Raw genomic sequence first — 16,602 nt, forward strand, 5'->3', positions numbered from 1 at the left:
CCCCAGGCGGACGTGGTCATCGAGCTGGGCGGCGAGGACGCCAAGATTCTGTTCCTCTCCGGCGGCACCGAGGTGCGCATGAACGGCAGCTGCGCAGGCGGCACCGGCGCCTTCATCGACCAGATGGCCACCCTTTTGAAGATGAGCCCGGAGGAGCTGAACACCGCTGCCAGCCGGGCCGAGAAGACCTACACCATCGCCAGCCGGTGCGGCGTGTTCGCAAAAAGCGACATCCAGCCCCTGATCAACCAGGGCGCCGCCGCGGGCGACATCGCCGCCAGCATCTATCAGGCGGTGGTGAACCAGACCATCGCGGGTCTGGCGCAGGGCCGGCCCATTCAGGGCAACGTGCTGTATCTGGGCGGTCCGCTCACCTTCAACAGCGAGCTGCGCCGAAGCTTTGACCAGACGCTGGAGCTTACCGGCCTGTGCCCGGACCACAGCCTGCACTTTGTGGCCATGGGCGCGGCCTTCTACGCGGACAAGGAGATGGACCTGGCCCAGGTGGCAAAGGCCATCGGCAGCATCCAGCAGGTGGGAGAATACACCAGCCAGCCGCCCCTGTTCGCCAATAAGCAGGAATACGAGGACTTCCACGCCCGCCACATGCGCGCCAGCGTGCCCCGCGTGCCCTTCGGCGCGGATGTGGGCCCGGTGCACATCGGCGTGGACTCCGGCTCCACCACCGTGAAGGTGGCCGTCATCGACGACAACGCGAATCTGCTGTTCACCGACTACCAGCCCAACTTGGGCAACCCGCTGCCCCTCATCCGTGAGGTGCTGCTCAAGCTGTACCAGAACCACCCCAATCTGGAGGTGGCCAGCGTCACCAGCACCGGCTACGGCGAGGAGCTGGTCAAGCACGCCTTTCGGGGCGACTTCGGCGTGGTGGAAACGGTGGCGCACTTCATCGCCGCCCGTCACTTCCTGCCGGATGTGGACTTCATCATCGACATCGGCGGCCAGGACATGAAGTGCTTCAAGATCGAGGACGGCGCCATCAGCGACATCTTCCTGAACGAGGCCTGCTCCAGCGGCTGCGGCAGCTTTCTGCAGACCTTCGCCCAGGCGCTGGGCTACGACGTGAAGGAGTTCGCGGCCCTGGGCCTGTTCGCGGATAAGCCCGTGGACCTGGGCAGCCGCTGCACCGTGTTCATGAACTCCAGCGTGAAGCAGGCCCAGAAGGACGGCGCGTCCATCCAGAACATCTCGGCGGGCCTGTCCATCAGCGTGGTCAAGAACGCCATCTACAAGGTCATCCGCGCCGCCAGCCCCGAGGAGCTGGGCCGACGCATCGTGGTACAGGGCGGCACCTTCTACAACGAGGCTGTTCTGCGCGCCTTTGAAAAGGAGATGGGCGTGGAGGTGGTCCGGCCGGACATCGCCGGCCTGATGGGCGCTTTCGGCGCGGCGCTGCACGGCCGTTCTCTGGTGGAAAAGGGCCACAAGAGCAGCCTGCTCAGCCGTCAGGAGCTGCTGGAATTCACCCAGAAGACCCAGAACGTGCAGTGCAACGGCTGCACCAACCACTGCCAGCTCACCGTGAGCACCTTCGCGGGCGGCCGCAAGCTCATCAGCGGCAACCGCTGCGAAAAGCCGGTCACCGGCAAGACCGCCGAGAACGACCTGAACCTGTATGCCTACAAGCAGAAGATGCTGGCTTCCTACAAGCCCGGCCCGTCGGTGCGGGGCACCATCGGCATCCCGCTGTGCCTGAACATGTATGAGCTGCTGCCCTTCTGGCATGCCTTCTTCACCAGTCTGGGCTTTGCGGTGGTCACCAGCCCGGTATCCACCCGCGCCATGTACATCAAGGGCCAGGCCAGCATTCCCAGCGACACCGTCTGCTTCCCGGCCAAGCTGGCCCACGGCCACATCCGCGCACTGGCAGACATGGGCGTGAAGACCATCTTCTATCCCTGCATGAGCTACAACATCGACGAACATCTGGGCGACAACCACTACAACTGCCCGGTGGTGGCCTATTACCCGGAGGTGCTGGCGGTGAACTGCCCCGAGCTGGCAAACGTCACCTTCATCAACGAGTATGTGGGTCTGCACCGCCCGAAGGACTTCAAAAAGAAGATGTTCGAGATCCTGAACCGGTACTTCACCGGAATCAAGCGGGCCGAGGTGGAGCGCGCGGCCGACATGGGCTACGCGGAATACAACGCCCACATGCAGCGCCTGCGGGACAAGGGGGCCGAGATCATCGCCGCCGCCCGGGCCGAGGGCAAGCGCATCATGGTGCTGGCGGGCCGTCCCTACCATGTGGACCCGGAGGTCAACCACGGCATCGACGCGCTGCTGTGCCGTCACGGCGCAGCGGTGGTCACCGAGGACAGCGTGGCCTGGCATGAGGAGAAATTCCCCACCACCGTGCTGAACCAGTGGACCTACCACTCCCGCCTGTACGCCGCCGCCAAATACTGCACCACCCAGAAGGATATGGATCTGGTGCAGCTGGTGAGCTTCGGCTGCGGCGTGGACGCCATCACCACCGACGAGACCCGCGAGATCCTGCACGAGGGCGGCAAGCTGTACACCCAGCTGAAGATCGACGAGATCACCAACCTGGGCGCGGTGAACATCCGCATCCGCAGCCTGCTGGCCGCGCTGGACGAAAAAGAACGAAAGGGGGAATGACCCAATGGAACCCAATTATCCCCGTTTTACTCAGGAGATGAAAAAGACCCACACCATCCTGATTCCCAACATGCTGCCCCTGCACTTTTCCATGCTGGCGGCGGCGCTGGAATACGACGGCTACCATGTGGAGGTGCTGGGCAACTGCGGCAGCCAGGTGGCGCAGCTGGGCCTGAAGTACGTGCACAACGACACCTGCTACCCGGCTCTGCTGGTCATCGGCCAGTTTCTGGACGCGCTGCAGAGCGGCAAATATGACCTGGACCACACCGCTCTGCTGATTACCCAGACCGGCGGCGGCTGCCGTGCCTCCAACTACATCCACCTGCTGCGCAAGGCGCTGCAGCGGGCGGGCTACGGCCACATTCCCGTGGCCAGCCTGAACTTCTCGGGTCTGGAAAAAGATTCCGGCTTCCAGATGAACCTGTCCATCGGCCGCAAGGCCATCGCCGCCATCTTCTACGGCGATCTGATCATGGCCCTGCGCAACCAGACCTCCCCCTACGAGGTCACCAAGGGTCAGGCCAAGGCCCTGGCGGAAAAATGGGTGGACACCATCTGCGGCTGGTTCCACCAGAACAAGGGCTTTTCCGGCGGCGAGATGAAGGCCACCTTCCCCAAGATCGCCAAAGACTTCGCCGCCATTCCGGTGGTGCGCACCCCCAAGGTGAAGGTGGGCATCGTGGGCGAGATCTACGTGAAATATTCCCCCTTGGGCAACAACAACCTGGAGGAGTTCCTGGCCAGCCAGGACTGCGAGGTGAACCTGCCGGGCCTGCTGGGCTTTGTGGACTACTGCATCAGCAACATGGGCGACACCGTGCGCTTTTACGGCGGCAGCCTGGCCGAGGTATGGGGCAGCGAGGCGCTGCTGAAATATCTGGACGGCTTCGAGCGGGCCATGGGCAAGGCCATGCGTGAGGCGGGCTTCCACGCCCCGGCACGTTTTCTGGAGCTGCGGGAGATGGCCAACGGCATCATCAGCCGGGGCAACAAGATGGGCGAGGGCTGGCTGCTCACCGCCGAGATGGTGGAGCTGGTCACCACCGGCTACGAGAACATCGTCTGCGCCCAGCCCTTCGGCTGCCTGCCCAACCACATCTGCGGCAAGGGCATGATCAGCCGCATCCGGGCCATCTACCCCAATGCCAACATCACCCCCATCGACTACGACCCCAGCGCTACCCCGGTCAACCAGGAAAACCGCATCAAGCTGATGATCAGCGTGGGCAAGGAACGGCTGGAGGAGCGCATCGCCGCTCAGGCCGCCCCGGTGCAGGAGCCGGTGGCTGGTCTGGAATCCAAAATCGAAAGCATCCCCGGCGTGCACTGAGCGCCCGGGCTGCGCTGAGCAGGAAAGGAAGCCGCAGATGAGCGACTTTGTGATTTTTGACATGGAATGGAACATGGGCTACCAGCCCAAAACCTTCCGCTATCAGGGCATCGAGCAGACCCTTCGGGGCGAGATCATCCAGATCGGCGCGGTGAAGCTGCGGGACGGTCAGCCGGTGGACCGCTTCTCCCTGACCATGAAGCCCCGCATCTTCCCCCGGCTGCATCATCATGTGGCCAAGGTCACCGGTCTGACCCAGGCCCAGCTGGACGCGGGCGTGCCCATCAAGGAGGGCCTGCGCCGCTTTGCCGAGTGGTGCGGGCCGGATACCGCTCTGGGCGAGTGGGGGCAGGACGACGTGCCCGTGCTCAAGCAGAATCTGGTGCTCTGCGGGCTGGACGCGACCTGGCCCCATAAGTGGTACGACCTGCAGCGGGTCTTCACCAGCCAGCGCCCCCGGCAGGAGGGCGAGGGCATGACTCTGGAGGCGGTGGTGGAGCGTCTGGGCATCCCCAAAAACGACGCCTTCCACGACGCGCTGAGCGACGCGGAATACACCGCCGCGGTGTGCGGCTTTCTGGATCTGGAGCGAGGTCTGGCCGAGTACCCGGATGAGGAGCAGCAGTTAAAGGAGCTGCTCTGCCCGGAGGGCAAAGATCGCCGGAACTTTGTGATCTGGCCCGGCCATGTGGACGGCGAGGCCTGGTCCACCAGCAGCGAGCTGCGGGGCGCAGTGTGCCCGGAATGCGGCGCGCCGCTGGCGCTGGACGGGGACGACATCTGGCTGCGCAAGGGCAACAACTGCCTGTACAGCATGGGCGAGTGCGCCCAGCACGGCCCGGCCATGATCTGGCTGCGGCGCATGCGGCTGGACGGCCTTCACTTCACCTTTGCCCGGGCCACCGAGCCGGCGGGCAAGGAAGCTCAGACCAAATGGGCCAAGGAAAAGAAAGCCGCGCTGGAGCGGGCCCGCCGCAAGCGGGAGAAGGAAGCCGCCGAAGCGCTGGAACGGGTCCGCAACGCGGGCCGCTGAAAATTGAAGAATTGAGGAGGGACCCCGGCAATGAAACGCAATCGGTTGATTTTCTGCCGCCAGTGGGTGGCAAGAATGGCCAGCATCATCGAAACGGTGGTTGCACTGGTGGTGCTGCTGGCGATTCTGGTGGCGGGTGTAAGGGTGCTGCTGGATGTGCAGGATCTGTTCCTTGCCCCGGATGTGGACGAGGCCTTTACCACCTTCCTGCGCAGTGCCTTCAACGTGGTCATCGGCATCGAATTCGTCAAGATGCTGGCCAAGCACAGCCCCGGCAGTGCCATTGAGGTGCTGCTTTTCGCCATTGCCCGCCAGATGGTGGTGGAGCACACCTCCCCGATGGAAAATCTGGGGAGCATTCTGGCTATCCTGCTGATCTTCGTGATCCGCAAGTACCTGTTTGTTCCCGCCTTCGGCGCTCACATGCCCGGCGAGGACACCTTCGGCACCTCCAGCCTGAATCGAAGCCAAAGCGATGCCAAGAGCGAGGAGGACGAGGACTGAGCATTCCGGCAACCGTTTCCCTTTCCAAAGCAAAAACGCCCGGCACACGGTATCGACTCCGTGTGCCGGGCGTTTTTATTCCACGATCAGGTCCGCCTGGCGGCGAATCTGAAAATGCTCCGGATACAGCCGCTCCATGGGAATCCATTCCTCCCGGAACCAGACCTCCTCCCGCCGGGTGGGGGAGGAATCCAGCACACAGGCCCGTGCCAGCTGGGCCGGGCTCAGGCCGCTGGCGGCGGCGCCCGCCAGATTCAGCCGGACCACGCCGGAGCCCAGCGGCTCCAGCAGCGGAGCCGTATCGCCGGGCGAAAGGGTGGCATATTCTCCGGCCAGAGCCTGCAGGGCCTCCTGCTCCCCGGAATAGGTACGGGAAGCGCCGAAGGCCCGCTGGCGGCAGTACTTCACCAGATCGGCGGGCTGGGCCAGGGGATGCGCATCCAGATGCTCTTGCAGTTCCCGGCTGAATTGAGGCAGAGAAAATTCGTTCATAGGCGTTCACCTCCCAAAAAGCCGGCCCTCCCTTCACAAGCGCGTGGGAAGACCGACTGCAGATCAGGAAAAACGCGAACCGGCCGTGCGATGAGCACGGCCAGCAAAAAACAAAAAGGGAAGGGCGCGTCAGTCCAGCACCACCAGTTCGGGCGGGGTGAGCAGCCGGAAGGGCACGCCGCTCATGCCGATGCCCCGGCTCACGAACAGCTGGGCGGGGCGGTCCGGCTGGAGCCGGTAAAGCCCTTTGGGGAACATCTTACCCCCCGGCGGCAGGATCATTTTGGTGAGCACCGGCACCTGCAGCTGGCCTGCATGGCTGTGGCCGCTGAGCATCACATCCACCTGGGAAAGGTCCAGGTAGCGGGCCTTGTCCGGCATGTGGCACAAACAGACCCGCCAGCCCTCGGCGGGCATATCCCGCAGCACCCTGCCGTCGGAATAGGGGGCCAGGCCGCAGATCGTGATGCCCGGCGCGGGCTGCACGATTTTATCCCACAGGGGCACAAACCCGCCATGCTCCATCAGCATCCGGTAAAAAGGCGCTGCACCCTGGCGCACATCGTGGTTGCCCCACACCGCGTACTTGCCCAGCGGCGCTTCAATGCGCTGCAGCTGGCCCGCCAGCCAGGAGAAGTCCAGCATGTGGGCATCCCGGGCGAACTTGGCGAAGAAGTCGCCGCCGAACAGCACCAGCTCGGGGCCTTCGGCGTTGATGGCATCCACCAGCGGCTCCAGAAATTCGGGGGAATACATGGGCCCGAAGTGTACATCCGAGAAAAAGAGGGTCTTCACCGGTGGGCGGCGGCAAAGCTCCGGGCGGCTTATGGCAAGCTGCCGGGGCTCCACCTTTGCGGCATACCAGCCCACCGCAGCCCCGGCCACGGCGGCTCCGGCGGCTGCGCCCAGAAACAGACGGGCGGCCCAATCGGCACGGTTTTGATCCATAGGGTCTGACCTCCTGTGGGGAAATTGTTTCGATATCCTTATTATAACAAAAACGCACCCTGTTTGAAAACAAACAGAGTGCGTGAAAAAAGTGAAAAATCAATAGCCCACGATGATGCCGCCGTCCTGGGCATAGAAGCTGGTCAGACCGCTGCAGGGCAGAATGGTCACATCCGCGCCGGGCCACTTGGCTTCGATGCCGTGGCGCAGCAGGTGCGCGGCGTTCTCGTTGAAGCAGTGGCTGATGACCACCGGCGTGCCCTGATAGCCCCGCCGGTCCATCTCTTCCAGAATGAAGGCCAGGGTGCGGGTCTCGCCGCGGGTCTTGTGCAGCATTTCCAGCTTGCCCTCGTCGCTTCCGCGGCCCACGATGCGCATGCCCATCTTGCCGGCCACAAAGCCCACAACGCGGCTCATGCGGCCGTTCTTTACCAGATTGTCAAAGCAGGACAGAGCGAACAGAACCTGCCGGGGGGCGTAATATACCTCCAGCTCCTTCACCACATCCTCAAACTCCAGCCCCTGGCCGATCAGCTCGTTGGCCTTGCGGATGGCCAGTACCATCTCGCCGCCGGTGGACAGGCTGTCCAGCACGTAGATCTTTTTGTCCGGATGGCTTTCCAGCACCATTTCCTTTGCAATCATGGCGCTGTTGTAGCTGCCGGAAAGATTGCTGCTGATGGTCACCGCGATGATGCGGTCCGCCATCAGAAACTTTTCGGCCCATTCCTCGGGGCTGGGGCAGGCGGTGGTGGACGCGCCGTTGTAGTTGCGCATCTCGGCCATCATTACGGCCACATCCAGCGCGGCGTTGTCCACGAATTCCCGGTCGCCCACACGGATCTTCAGCGGCACGGTGGCAAAGCCGGTATCGGGGGCGGCATCGGGCAGGCTGCGCAGTTCGCAGGAGGAGTCGGCAACGATCATCCAAGACATAGTAAATACACTCCCTTTGGGCGGCGCGGAGCCGCGCAAAACCACATAGTTTTTAATACTAGATATATTATATATTATAGAGCCTTTGAATCTGTTCGTCAAGGCGAAACAGTCGAAGCGCAGTTGTAATCGATGGGCAGGGTGGGCAGACCGTTCAGGTCGAGGCCCGCCACATTGCCGCTCTGCAGCTCGTAAAAGCCCTGGGCGGCGATCATGGCCCCGTTGTCGCCGCAGAATTCCACCGCGGGCAGGCAGAGCCTTGCCCCCAGCTTCTGGGCGCCCTCATTCACCAGACAGCGCAAAAGGCTGTTGGCGGCCACGCCGCCCGCCAGGCAGATGGTGGACGCGCCGGTGTCCCTGGCGGCATCCAGCAGCTTGCCCGCCAGAATCTCGTCGATCCGCCGCTCAAAGCTGGCGGCCATGTCCGCCGCGTTCACCGTCTCGCCCCGCATCTCGGCCTGGTTCACCGCGTTCAGCACGGCGGTCTTCAGGCCGGAGAAGCTCACGTTGTACTTGCCCTCCACGTGGGGCACCGGCAGTTTGTAGGCCTTGGGGTTGCCGTTCTTGGCCGCCTTGCTGATGGCCGGTCCGCCCGGGTAGCCAAGCCCCAGGGTGCGGGCCACCTTGTCGAAGGCCTCGCCCGCCGCGTCGTCCACCGTGCGGCCCAGCACCGTGAAGCGGGTGTAGTCGGTCACCTGCACGATATGGCTGTGGCCGCCGCTGGCCACTAGGCACAGGAAAGGCGGCTTTAAATCCGGGTGGGTCAGGTAGAGGGCGGCAATGTGCCCCCGCAGATGATGCACCGGCACCAAAAGCTTGTTTGCCGCATAGGCAAGGCCCTTGGCGAAGTTCACGCCCACCAGCACCGCGCCGATCAGACCCGGCGCGAAGGAAACGGCGATGCCGTCCAGCTCGGCGGGGGTCATGTCCGCATCCGCCAGCGCCTTTTCCACCGTGGCGCTGATGTATTCCGCGTGGCGGCGGCTGGCGATCTCCGGCACCACGCCGCCATAGAGGGCCTGCTCCGCCACACTGGTGGAGATCACATTGCTCACCAGCTCGCGGCCGTCCTTCACCACGGCGGCGGCGGTCTCATCGCAGGTGCTCTCGATTCCTAAAATATACATTTTGTAATATCACCATGCTTTTCAACAAAAATCAGGGGAATCCGGGCCGGTTCGGCCAGATTCACAGGGCCCGGTGCATGAGGACCGCGTCCTCGGTGGGGTTCTGGTAAAAGCGGGGGCGGCGGCCGTCCGCCGCAAAGCCCGCCTGCTCATACAGGGCGATGGCCCCGGCGTTGGAGGCCCGCACCTCCAGAAAGGCCACCTCCGCGCCCTCGGCCCGCAGCGCCTCCAGACTCCGGCGCAGAAGGGCGCTGCCCGCGCCGGTGCGCCGGGCTTCGGGGGCCACGGTCAGGGTGTAAAGACTGGCCTCCCCGGCGGCCAGCTGCCAGGCGGCAAGGCCCGCCACCGGCTGGCCGGGTGCCTGTGCCACAAACAGCCGGGACGCGCCGCCCGCCAGCTGGTTTTCCAGCTCCTCGGCAAGCTGGGCCAGGCTCCAGGGGTCGCCCGCGCTCTGCTCGATCCGCGCGCAGACTTCCAGATCGGCCCGCTCCATGGGCCGGATCAAATATTCCACGAAACAATGCCTCCTTTGTGGAAAACCCACCTTAGTGGGATTCCAGCCAGGTCTTGCCCTGGCCCACGTCGGCGGTCAGGGGCACGGAGTAGCTCACCGCGCCCTCCATCTCCTCCTTCAGGATGCGGGCCACGGTCTCGGCCTCGGCCTCCGGGGCCTCCACGATCAGTTCGTCGTGCACCTGCAAAATCAGCTTTGCAGCCAGACCCTCAGCCCGCAGCCGCCGCCATACCTTCACCATGGCCAGCTTGATCACGTCCGCCGCGGTGCCCTGAATGGGGGTGTTCATGGCCATCCGCTCGCCCAGCGCCCGCAGGTTGTGGTTCTTGCTGGCCAGCTCGGGCAGCGCCCGGCGGCGACCGAACAGGGTGGTCACATAGCCCTTCTCGGTGCCGTGGGCGATGGTCTCGTCCATATAGTTTTTCACGCCGGGGAAGGTGGCCAGATAGTTCTTGATGAACTGGTCCGCCTCCTTGACGGTCACGTTGATGTCACGGGAAAGGCTGAACGCGCCGATGCCGTACACGATGCCGAAGTTCACCGCCTTGGCGGAGGAGCGCAGGGCAGGGGTGATCATCTCCGGCGGCAGGTTGTAAATTTTCGCGGCGGTGCTGCGGTGGATGTCCTGCCCGGTCAGAAAGGCCTGGCGCATGGATTCATCCCCGGAAATGTGGGCCAGCAGCCGCAGCTCGATCTGGCTGTAGTCCGCGTCCACCAGGGTGCAGCCGGGCGCTGCCACAAAGAACTGGCGCAGCTGGCTGCCCAGCGGGGTGCGGATGGGAATGTTCTGCATGTTGGGCTCGCTGGAGGAAAGCCGCCCGGTGCGGGCCTCGGTCTGGTTGAAGGTGGAGTGCATCCGCCCGTCCGGCCCGATCACCTTCAAAAGGCCCTCCACATAGGTGGAGTTCAGCTTCTGGTAGGTGCGGTACTGCAGAATGTCGTCGATCACCGGATGCTCCCGGCGCAGGTTTTCCAGCGTTTCCGCGTTGGTGGAGTAGCCGCTCTTGGTCTTTTTGCCGGGGGTCAGCTTCAGGTCCTCAAACAGGGCCTTACCCAGCTGCTTGGGGCTGTTCACGTTGAACTGGTAGCCCACCTGCTCGTAAATGCGGGCCAGGCACCCCTCCAGCTCCTGCTTCATCTTTTCGCCAAAGGCCACCAGGCCTTCCCGGTCCACCAGCATGCCGGTGCGCTCCATGTCCGCCAGCACCAGCGCCAGCGGCAGCTCCACCTCAGCCAGCAGCCGGTCCATGCCCTCCTCGGTCACCTTGGTATCCAGCACGTCGTACAGCCCGGCCAGCACACCGGCCAGCGGGGCGGCTTCGCACCGGAAGGCGGGCTGGATGCCGTACTCTGCGGTCAGATTTTCCACCGTGTAGCTGCTGGCGGCGGGGTTCAACAGGTAAGCGGCCAGCTTCGCGTCAAACACGATGCTCTTGCCCTCGCCGCCGTTTGCCAGTGCCAGATGATACAAAGGCTTTGCGTCAAACACCCGCAGGGTGGCGTCGCTGTCCAGCAGGCGGACCAGCGCGGCCTCGTCCAGCGGGTAGACGGCGTTTTCCTGCACCGCGTACCAGCCCTCGCCCTCCTGGGCCAGCTCATACCGGCCCTCGGGGATCATGGGCAGCACGTCCGGCTCCACTGCCGGAATCTCCGGCGCGGGGGCGGATGCCTTGGGGGTCACGCCCTCCAGGCCGAGGCGAGGGGCCAGGCTGTGAATTTCCAGCTCGGCCAGCAGCCCGGCGGCCGCGGCCGCGTCGCCCTCGCCCCGCTTGTAGGCGCCGGGGGCGGTGTCCACCGGGATAGCGCAGTCGATCTCCGCCAGCTTGCGGGAAAGCTCCGCGTCTTCTTTGTGAGTGGTCAGCTTGGTGCGCACGCCGGGCTTGATGGCGCTGTCGTCGATGTTCTCGTACACGCCGGCCAGGCTGCCGAATTTCTGAATCAGGGCCAGGGCGGTCTTTTCGCCCACGCCCGCCACACCGGGGATGTTGTCCGAGGTGTCGCCCATCAGGCTCTTTACCTCGATGAGCTGCTTCGGGCTCACGCCGTATTTTTCCTCCACGGCGGCCTTGTCCATCACCACGGTCTCGCTGCGGCCCATCCGGGTGGCGGCCAGCAGCACGGTCACGTGGTCGTTCACCAGCTGCAGGCTGTCCCGGTCACCGGTGGCCAGGTAGCATTCGTCGCCCCGGGCGGCAGCGGCCGCGCTCAGGGTGCCCAGAATATCGTCCGCCTCGTAGCCCTCTTTCGAGACCATCACGAAGCCCAGGTCGGCCAGCAGCTCCTTCAGCACCGGCATCTGCTGGGCCAGCTCCTCGGGCATGCCCTTGCGGGTGGCCTTGTAGCCGTCGTACATCTTGTGGCGGAAGGTAGGGGCCTTCAAATCAAAGGCGAAGGCCACCTCGTCCGGCTGGACCTCTTTCAACAGGTTCAGCAGAATATTCATAAAGCCGTAGATGGCGTTGGTGTAACGGCCATCCTTGGTGGTGAGCAGCTTGATGCCGTAGAAGGCGCGGTTCACAATGCTGTTGCCGTCCAAAACCAGCAATTTCATGGGCAGACCTCCGAAAAAAACGTGTGTTGGCCGCCCGCGAAAAACAGCGGGCAGCGGTCGCTATGCCATAGCTATATTTAATAAGTATACCACAACGCTGCGTTTTGTGGTACAATAAACCCTGGATTTCTGCCGGGGCGGCGCTCCGGCTTTTTCAAAGGAGAAACTGCAATGCAGCTTGGCAATATGACCTTTGCCCCCGGCGCGGTGCTGGCCCCCATGGCCGGTTTTACCGACGCCGCCTGCCGCCGTCTGGCGGCCAACCACGGGGCGATCTATACCATCAGCGAGATGGTCAGCGCGAAGGCCCTGACCTTTGGCGACAAAAAGAGCGCACAGCTGATCTATAATGAAAACAACCCGGCTCCCTACGGGGTGCAGCTGTTTGGCGCAGAGCCCGAGACCATGGGCCAGGCCACCGCGCTGATCCAGAAGTACAAGTTCGATTTCATCGACATCAACATGGGCTGCCCGGCTCCCAAGATCAACTCCAGCGGAGCGGGCAGCAAGCTGATGCTGGACCCCAAAAACTGCGGCGACATCGTGGCCGCCGTGGTGAAGGAGAGCCAGGGCAAGCCGGTCACCGTGAAGATGCGCGCCGGCTGGGATGCCGACCACATCACCGCCGTGGAGGTGGCCAAGGCCTGCGAGGCCGCGGGCGCGGCGCTGGTGGCGGTGCACGGCCGCACCCGGGAGCAGATGTATCAGCCCGGAACCGTGGACTGGAAGATCATCGAAGCGGTGAAAAAGGCGGTGAACATCCCGGTGCTGGGCAACGGCGACATTGAATCCGCCGCCGACGCGCTGGCCATGGTGAACGCCACCGGCTGTGACGGCGTGATGGTGGGCCGTGCCGCGCTGGGCGACCCCTGGATCTTTGCCGAGATCAAGGCCGCCTTAAACGGCGAGCCCGCCCCGGAAAAGCCCACCCTCCGCCAGCGGCTGGAGGCTTTGCGCACCCAGGTGTATGAGATGTGCGAGGAAAAGGGCGAGTGGGTGGCCATGCCCCAGGCCCGCAGCCAGGCCCTTTATTACATGCGAGGGCTCAAGGGCGCGGCGGGGCTGCGCCGGGCCTGCTGTCAGCTGAGCCACTACGAAGACCTGGACGAGCTCTTTCAAAAAGTATACGACGCGGGCAACCGCTGAGCGGTTCAGTCCGCGCTCTGGCCGGTTAGCTCGTCCAGCGGCTGGGCGTAGCAGGGCAGCATGTGTACGATGAAATAGTCCGCCTCCGGGCAGTTCATTTCCTTTAATGCGGCCCGCTGCTGGGTCAGCGCGGCGGCAAACTCCCGGTTGCCCGCCTGCACCTCCTCGGTGCATTTGATGAGGGCGCTCAGCCGGTCCGCCGCCTTGAGCAGCCTGGCCTCTTCTTCGGTGAGCAGGCTGCCGGTCACGTAACCGGCCATCTCGCCCCGCAGCTGGGGCGGCAGATACCCCAGAAGGGCGGCGGCGCTTTCGTCCTCCAATGCCTTGTAGGCCTTGCGCAGCCGCTCGTTTTTGTATTTCACCGGGGTGGGCATGTCGCCTGTGAGGATCTCCTGCGCATCGTGATACAGCGCCGCCACCGCCACCGTCTCCGGCCGCACCGGCGTGCCGGTGATGCGTTGGGCGATCAGGCACAGGGTATGGGCCAGAATGGCGGTGTCCGCCGCGTGTTCGCTCAGGCTCTCGGTGCGGGAGGCGTGCATCAGGCTCCACCGGCGGATGTATTTCATCCGGCTCACCAGTGCATTGAAGGAATAGATTTTCATTTCTTTCACACTCCTGGGTGTTATACTTAACTCTGTCTGCGCCCACCGGGCGCTTTCTGAAACCACTATATCATATTTTCCCGCCCGGGGGCAGCCCCGGCGCGGCGAAAGAAAAAGGATGTGAGGTGCGTTCTATGATACGCCCACTGGAAAAACCACAGAACAAATACTGGCTCACCTTCGCGCTGTGCGGCCTGGCCGCCGCGCTGATGTTCCTGCCGTTCTATATTGTGGACAAGGGCTTCTTTTTGTACGCGGGGGACTTCAACAGCCAGCAGATCGCCTTTTACTATTCCGCCAATGAATTCGTGAAATCCGGCGGCGGCTCCTTCAGCTGGGCCACCGACCTGGGCAGCGGATTTTTGAACAGCTACGCCTTTTATCTGGCGGGCAGTCCCTTCTGGTGGTTGAGCCTGCTGTTCCCGGCGGCATGGCTGCCTTATCTGATGGTGCCGCTGCTCTGTTTGAAATTCGCTGTGGCAGGCGGGGGCGCTTACCTGTGGATGCGCCGCTACACCCGCAAGCCCAATATGGCGGTGCTGGGGGCCTGCATGTATGCCTTTTCCGGCTTCACCGTGTACAACGTGTTCTTCAACCATTTTGTGGATGTGGTGGCGCTGTTTCCCTATCTGCTCTGGGCGCTGGATGCGGCGGTGTACGAAAAGCGCCGGGGTCCCTTTGCGGTGCTGGTGGCGCTGAACTTACTCAACAACTACTTCTTCTTCGCCGGTCAGGTGGTGTTCCTGGCCATCTACTTCATCTGCATGGTGCTGGCCGGGCGGTATAAAATTGGTGGCCGCACCTTCGGCGCGCTGGCCTTCGAGAGCCTGGCGGGCGTGGGCATGGGAGCGATTCTGGCCATCCCCACCATGCTCAGCCTGCAGAACAACCCCCGGGTGTCCAGCTTTTCCGATGGCTTCGGCCTGCTGCTCTATGGCAATGTGCAGCAGTACGCCGCCATTCTTTACAGCTTCTTCTTCCCGCCGGACTGCCCCTACATGCCGGTGATCTTCGATTCCGGCGTCATTAAATGGACCAGCATGACCGCCTATCTGCCGCTGGTGAGCATGATGGGCGTGCTGGCCTACTGCCGGTGCAAAAAGGGCACCGCCTTCAAGTGGATTCTCAGCGTCTGCCTGGTGATGGCACTGGTGCCGGGGCTGAACTCCATGTTCTACGCCATGAACTCCAGCTACTACGCCCGCTGGTACTACATGCCGGTGCTCATCATGTGCGCGGTCACCATCTACGGGCTGGAGCATGAGGACGAGGTGGACCTGAAAAAGGGCCTGCGCCCCACGCTGGCGGTGCTGCTGGCCTACTGTGCCTTCGCCCTGGTGCCCACCGAGACCGACGACGGCGGCTGGAAGATCGGCGTGATGGACTACTCGGAAAAGTTCTTTTTGAACTTCGGCATCGCCTTCATCGGGGTGCTGCTGTTCTGGGTGCTGTGGCTCATGTACAAGCGCACGCCCCAGCTGCCCCGGCGGCTTACCGCCGCGGTGTTGGCCTTCGGCTGCCTGTACGGCGCGGTGCACATTGCCATCGGCAAGTTTGCCCAGTGGGACAACGACAAGGACTTTTATCAGCAGCAGTATGTGGACGGCCGGGCTCTGACGGAGATCCTGCCGGAGGGCGCCTACCGCATCGACGACTACGAATGCTACGATAACCTGGGCCTGTGGGTGAACCGGAGCGACCTGCAGACCTTCAACTCCACTGTGGCCCCCTCCATTCTGGAGTTCTACCCCCAGGTGGGCGTGAAGCGGGATGTGCGCAGCGCACCGGATGTGGACGAATACGCCCTGCGGGGTCTGCTGAGCGTGAAATACACCATCTGCCCGGTGGACAAGCAGGAGGAATTTGAGGAAAAAGCCGGCGACAACTGGCGCTACTGGACCACCCAGGGCCAGCTGGCGGTGTACGAAAACACCGACTGGCTGCCCATGGCCTACGCCTACGATGCCTACATCACTGAGGAGGAGTACGAGGAGATCCCGGAGGAATACCGGGACAATCTGCTGGTCCGGGCCATGGTGCTCAGCGAGGAGCAGGTGAACACCTGGGGCGGCGGACTGCGCCACCTGACCGAGGCCGAGCAGACCGACTTCGACCGGGCCAGCTACGAGGAGGACCTGGACGACCGCCAGGCCATGGCCGCCAGCAGCGTTGCGCTGGACAACTGGGGCCTTACCGCCAACATCCAGCTGGAAAACAGCACGCTGGTCTTCTTCCCGGTGCCCTACGACGCGGGCTTCACCGCCACTGTGAACGGCGAGGAGGCCCCGGTGCTCAAGGTCTCCGGCGGACTGATGGCGGTGCCTGCCTCCGCGGGCGACAACACCATCCGGCTGGAATATCACACGGAGGGTCTGAACGTGAGCCTTGCTCTGGCGGGAGTGAGCGCCGTGGTCTTTGCGGGCTATCTGGTGCTGTGCGCCCGTGCCCGCAAAAAGCACCGGGCGGCTCTCGCGGAAAAATATCATCTGGACCCGCCGCAGCCCCGGCAGTAAGACCGGAACACAAAGGAGAAAGAACCCAATGGATTTTGCAAAGATTCTTGCCGGGGAGCTGAACGTTCCCGAGCAGTATGTTTCGGCGGCCATCCGCCTGATCGACGAGGGCAACACCATTCACTTCATTGCCCGTTACCGCAAGGAGGCCACCAACGCCATGGACGACCAGGTGCTGCGCCAGCTGGACGACCGGCTGTAGTACCTGCGCGGACTGGAAAAGCGTAAGGGCGAGGTGGCGGCTACCATCGAGG

14 protein-coding genes are annotated in these 16,602 nt (G+C 63.5%); 7 read left to right on the forward strand and 7 right to left on the reverse strand.

Annotated features, from left to right (window positions below; all coding sequences use genetic code 11):
* The 4 genes from J7G73_RS07935 to J7G73_RS07950 form a co-directional block, all read left to right on the forward strand.
* The coding region (locus tag J7G73_RS07935; protein WP_291245861.1) for an acyl-CoA dehydratase activase-related protein at window positions 1-2,646 on the forward strand (2,646 nt) is incomplete at its 5' end.
* Window positions 2,647-2,650: 4 nt separating this feature from the next.
* A complete protein-coding gene (locus J7G73_RS07940; protein ID WP_291245862.1) occupies window positions 2,651-3,979 on the forward strand; it encodes a 2-hydroxyacyl-CoA dehydratase in 1,329 nt (442 codons plus the stop codon).
* Between the two features lie 37 nt (window positions 3,980-4,016).
* Window positions 4,017-5,012, forward strand: a complete 996-nt coding sequence (locus J7G73_RS07945; RefSeq protein ID WP_291245863.1) for a 3'-5' exonuclease — start codon at window positions 4,017-4,019, stop codon at window positions 5,010-5,012.
* Between the two features lie 30 nt (window positions 5,013-5,042).
* A complete protein-coding gene (locus J7G73_RS07950) occupies window positions 5,043-5,516 on the forward strand; it encodes a phosphate-starvation-inducible PsiE family protein (protein WP_291245864.1) in 474 nt (157 codons plus the stop codon).
* Window positions 5,517-5,591: 75 nt separating this feature from the next.
* On the opposite strand, the gene J7G73_RS07955 is transcribed toward J7G73_RS07950, so the two are convergent.
* From J7G73_RS07955 to polA, 6 genes are all read right to left on the reverse strand, one after another.
* Window positions 5,592-6,008, reverse strand: a complete 417-nt coding sequence (locus J7G73_RS07955; protein ID WP_291245865.1) for a hypothetical protein — start codon at window positions 6,006-6,008, stop codon at window positions 5,592-5,594.
* A gap of 129 nt (window positions 6,009-6,137) precedes the next feature.
* Entirely contained in the window at window positions 6,138-6,956 is an 819-nt protein-coding gene (locus J7G73_RS07960; RefSeq protein ID WP_291245866.1) for a metallophosphoesterase, read from the reverse strand.
* A 99-nt stretch (window positions 6,957-7,055) separates the two neighbouring features.
* On the reverse strand, window positions 7,056-7,892 hold the full coding sequence (locus J7G73_RS07965; RefSeq protein ID WP_087291740.1) for a DegV family protein: 837 nt from the start codon (window positions 7,890-7,892) through the stop codon (window positions 7,056-7,058).
* Window positions 7,893-7,990: 98 nt separating this feature from the next.
* The gene (gene tsaD / locus J7G73_RS07970) at window positions 7,991-9,019 is read right to left on the reverse strand and encodes a tRNA (adenosine(37)-N6)-threonylcarbamoyltransferase complex transferase subunit TsaD (protein WP_291245867.1); all 1,029 of its coding nucleotides are present in this window, start codon (window positions 9,017-9,019) and stop codon (window positions 7,991-7,993) included.
* A gap of 61 nt (window positions 9,020-9,080) precedes the next feature.
* Window positions 9,081-9,533 carry a ribosomal protein S18-alanine N-acetyltransferase gene (gene rimI / locus J7G73_RS07975; protein ID WP_291245868.1) on the reverse strand — a complete coding sequence of 151 codons (453 nt, stop codon included), beginning with the start codon at window positions 9,531-9,533 and terminating at the stop codon, window positions 9,081-9,083.
* A gap of 31 nt (window positions 9,534-9,564) precedes the next feature.
* Window positions 9,565-12,084, reverse strand: a complete 2,520-nt coding sequence (gene polA, locus J7G73_RS07980; RefSeq protein ID WP_291245869.1) for a DNA polymerase I — start codon at window positions 12,082-12,084, stop codon at window positions 9,565-9,567.
* A gap of 171 nt (window positions 12,085-12,255) precedes the next feature.
* On the opposite strand from polA, the gene dusB reads away from it, so the two are divergent.
* Entirely contained in the window at window positions 12,256-13,230 is a 975-nt protein-coding gene (gene dusB / locus J7G73_RS07985) for a tRNA dihydrouridine synthase DusB (RefSeq protein WP_291245870.1), read from the forward strand.
* Between the two features lie 5 nt (window positions 13,231-13,235).
* Here dusB and yfbR read toward each other — a convergent pair whose 3' ends face one another.
* Window positions 13,236-13,835, reverse strand: coding sequence for a 5'-deoxynucleotidase (yfbR, locus tag J7G73_RS07990; protein ID WP_087291756.1), 600 nt, complete (start codon window positions 13,833-13,835; stop codon window positions 13,236-13,238).
* A gap of 134 nt (window positions 13,836-13,969) precedes the next feature.
* Here yfbR and J7G73_RS07995 point away from each other — a divergent pair, with 134 nt between their 5' ends.
* Entirely contained in the window at window positions 13,970-16,348 is a 2,379-nt protein-coding gene (locus tag J7G73_RS07995) for a YfhO family protein (RefSeq protein WP_291245871.1), read from the forward strand.
* A gap of 28 nt (window positions 16,349-16,376) precedes the next feature.
* Complete coding sequence (locus J7G73_RS08000) at window positions 16,377-16,550, forward strand: Tex-like N-terminal domain-containing protein (protein WP_291245872.1); 174 nt, start codon at window positions 16,377-16,379, stop codon at window positions 16,548-16,550.
* Window positions 16,551-16,602 lie beyond the last annotated feature (52 nt).

This window comes from Allofournierella sp. (assembly GCF_017889395.1).
Lineage (GTDB): Bacteria > Bacillota > Clostridia > Oscillospirales > Ruminococcaceae > Allofournierella.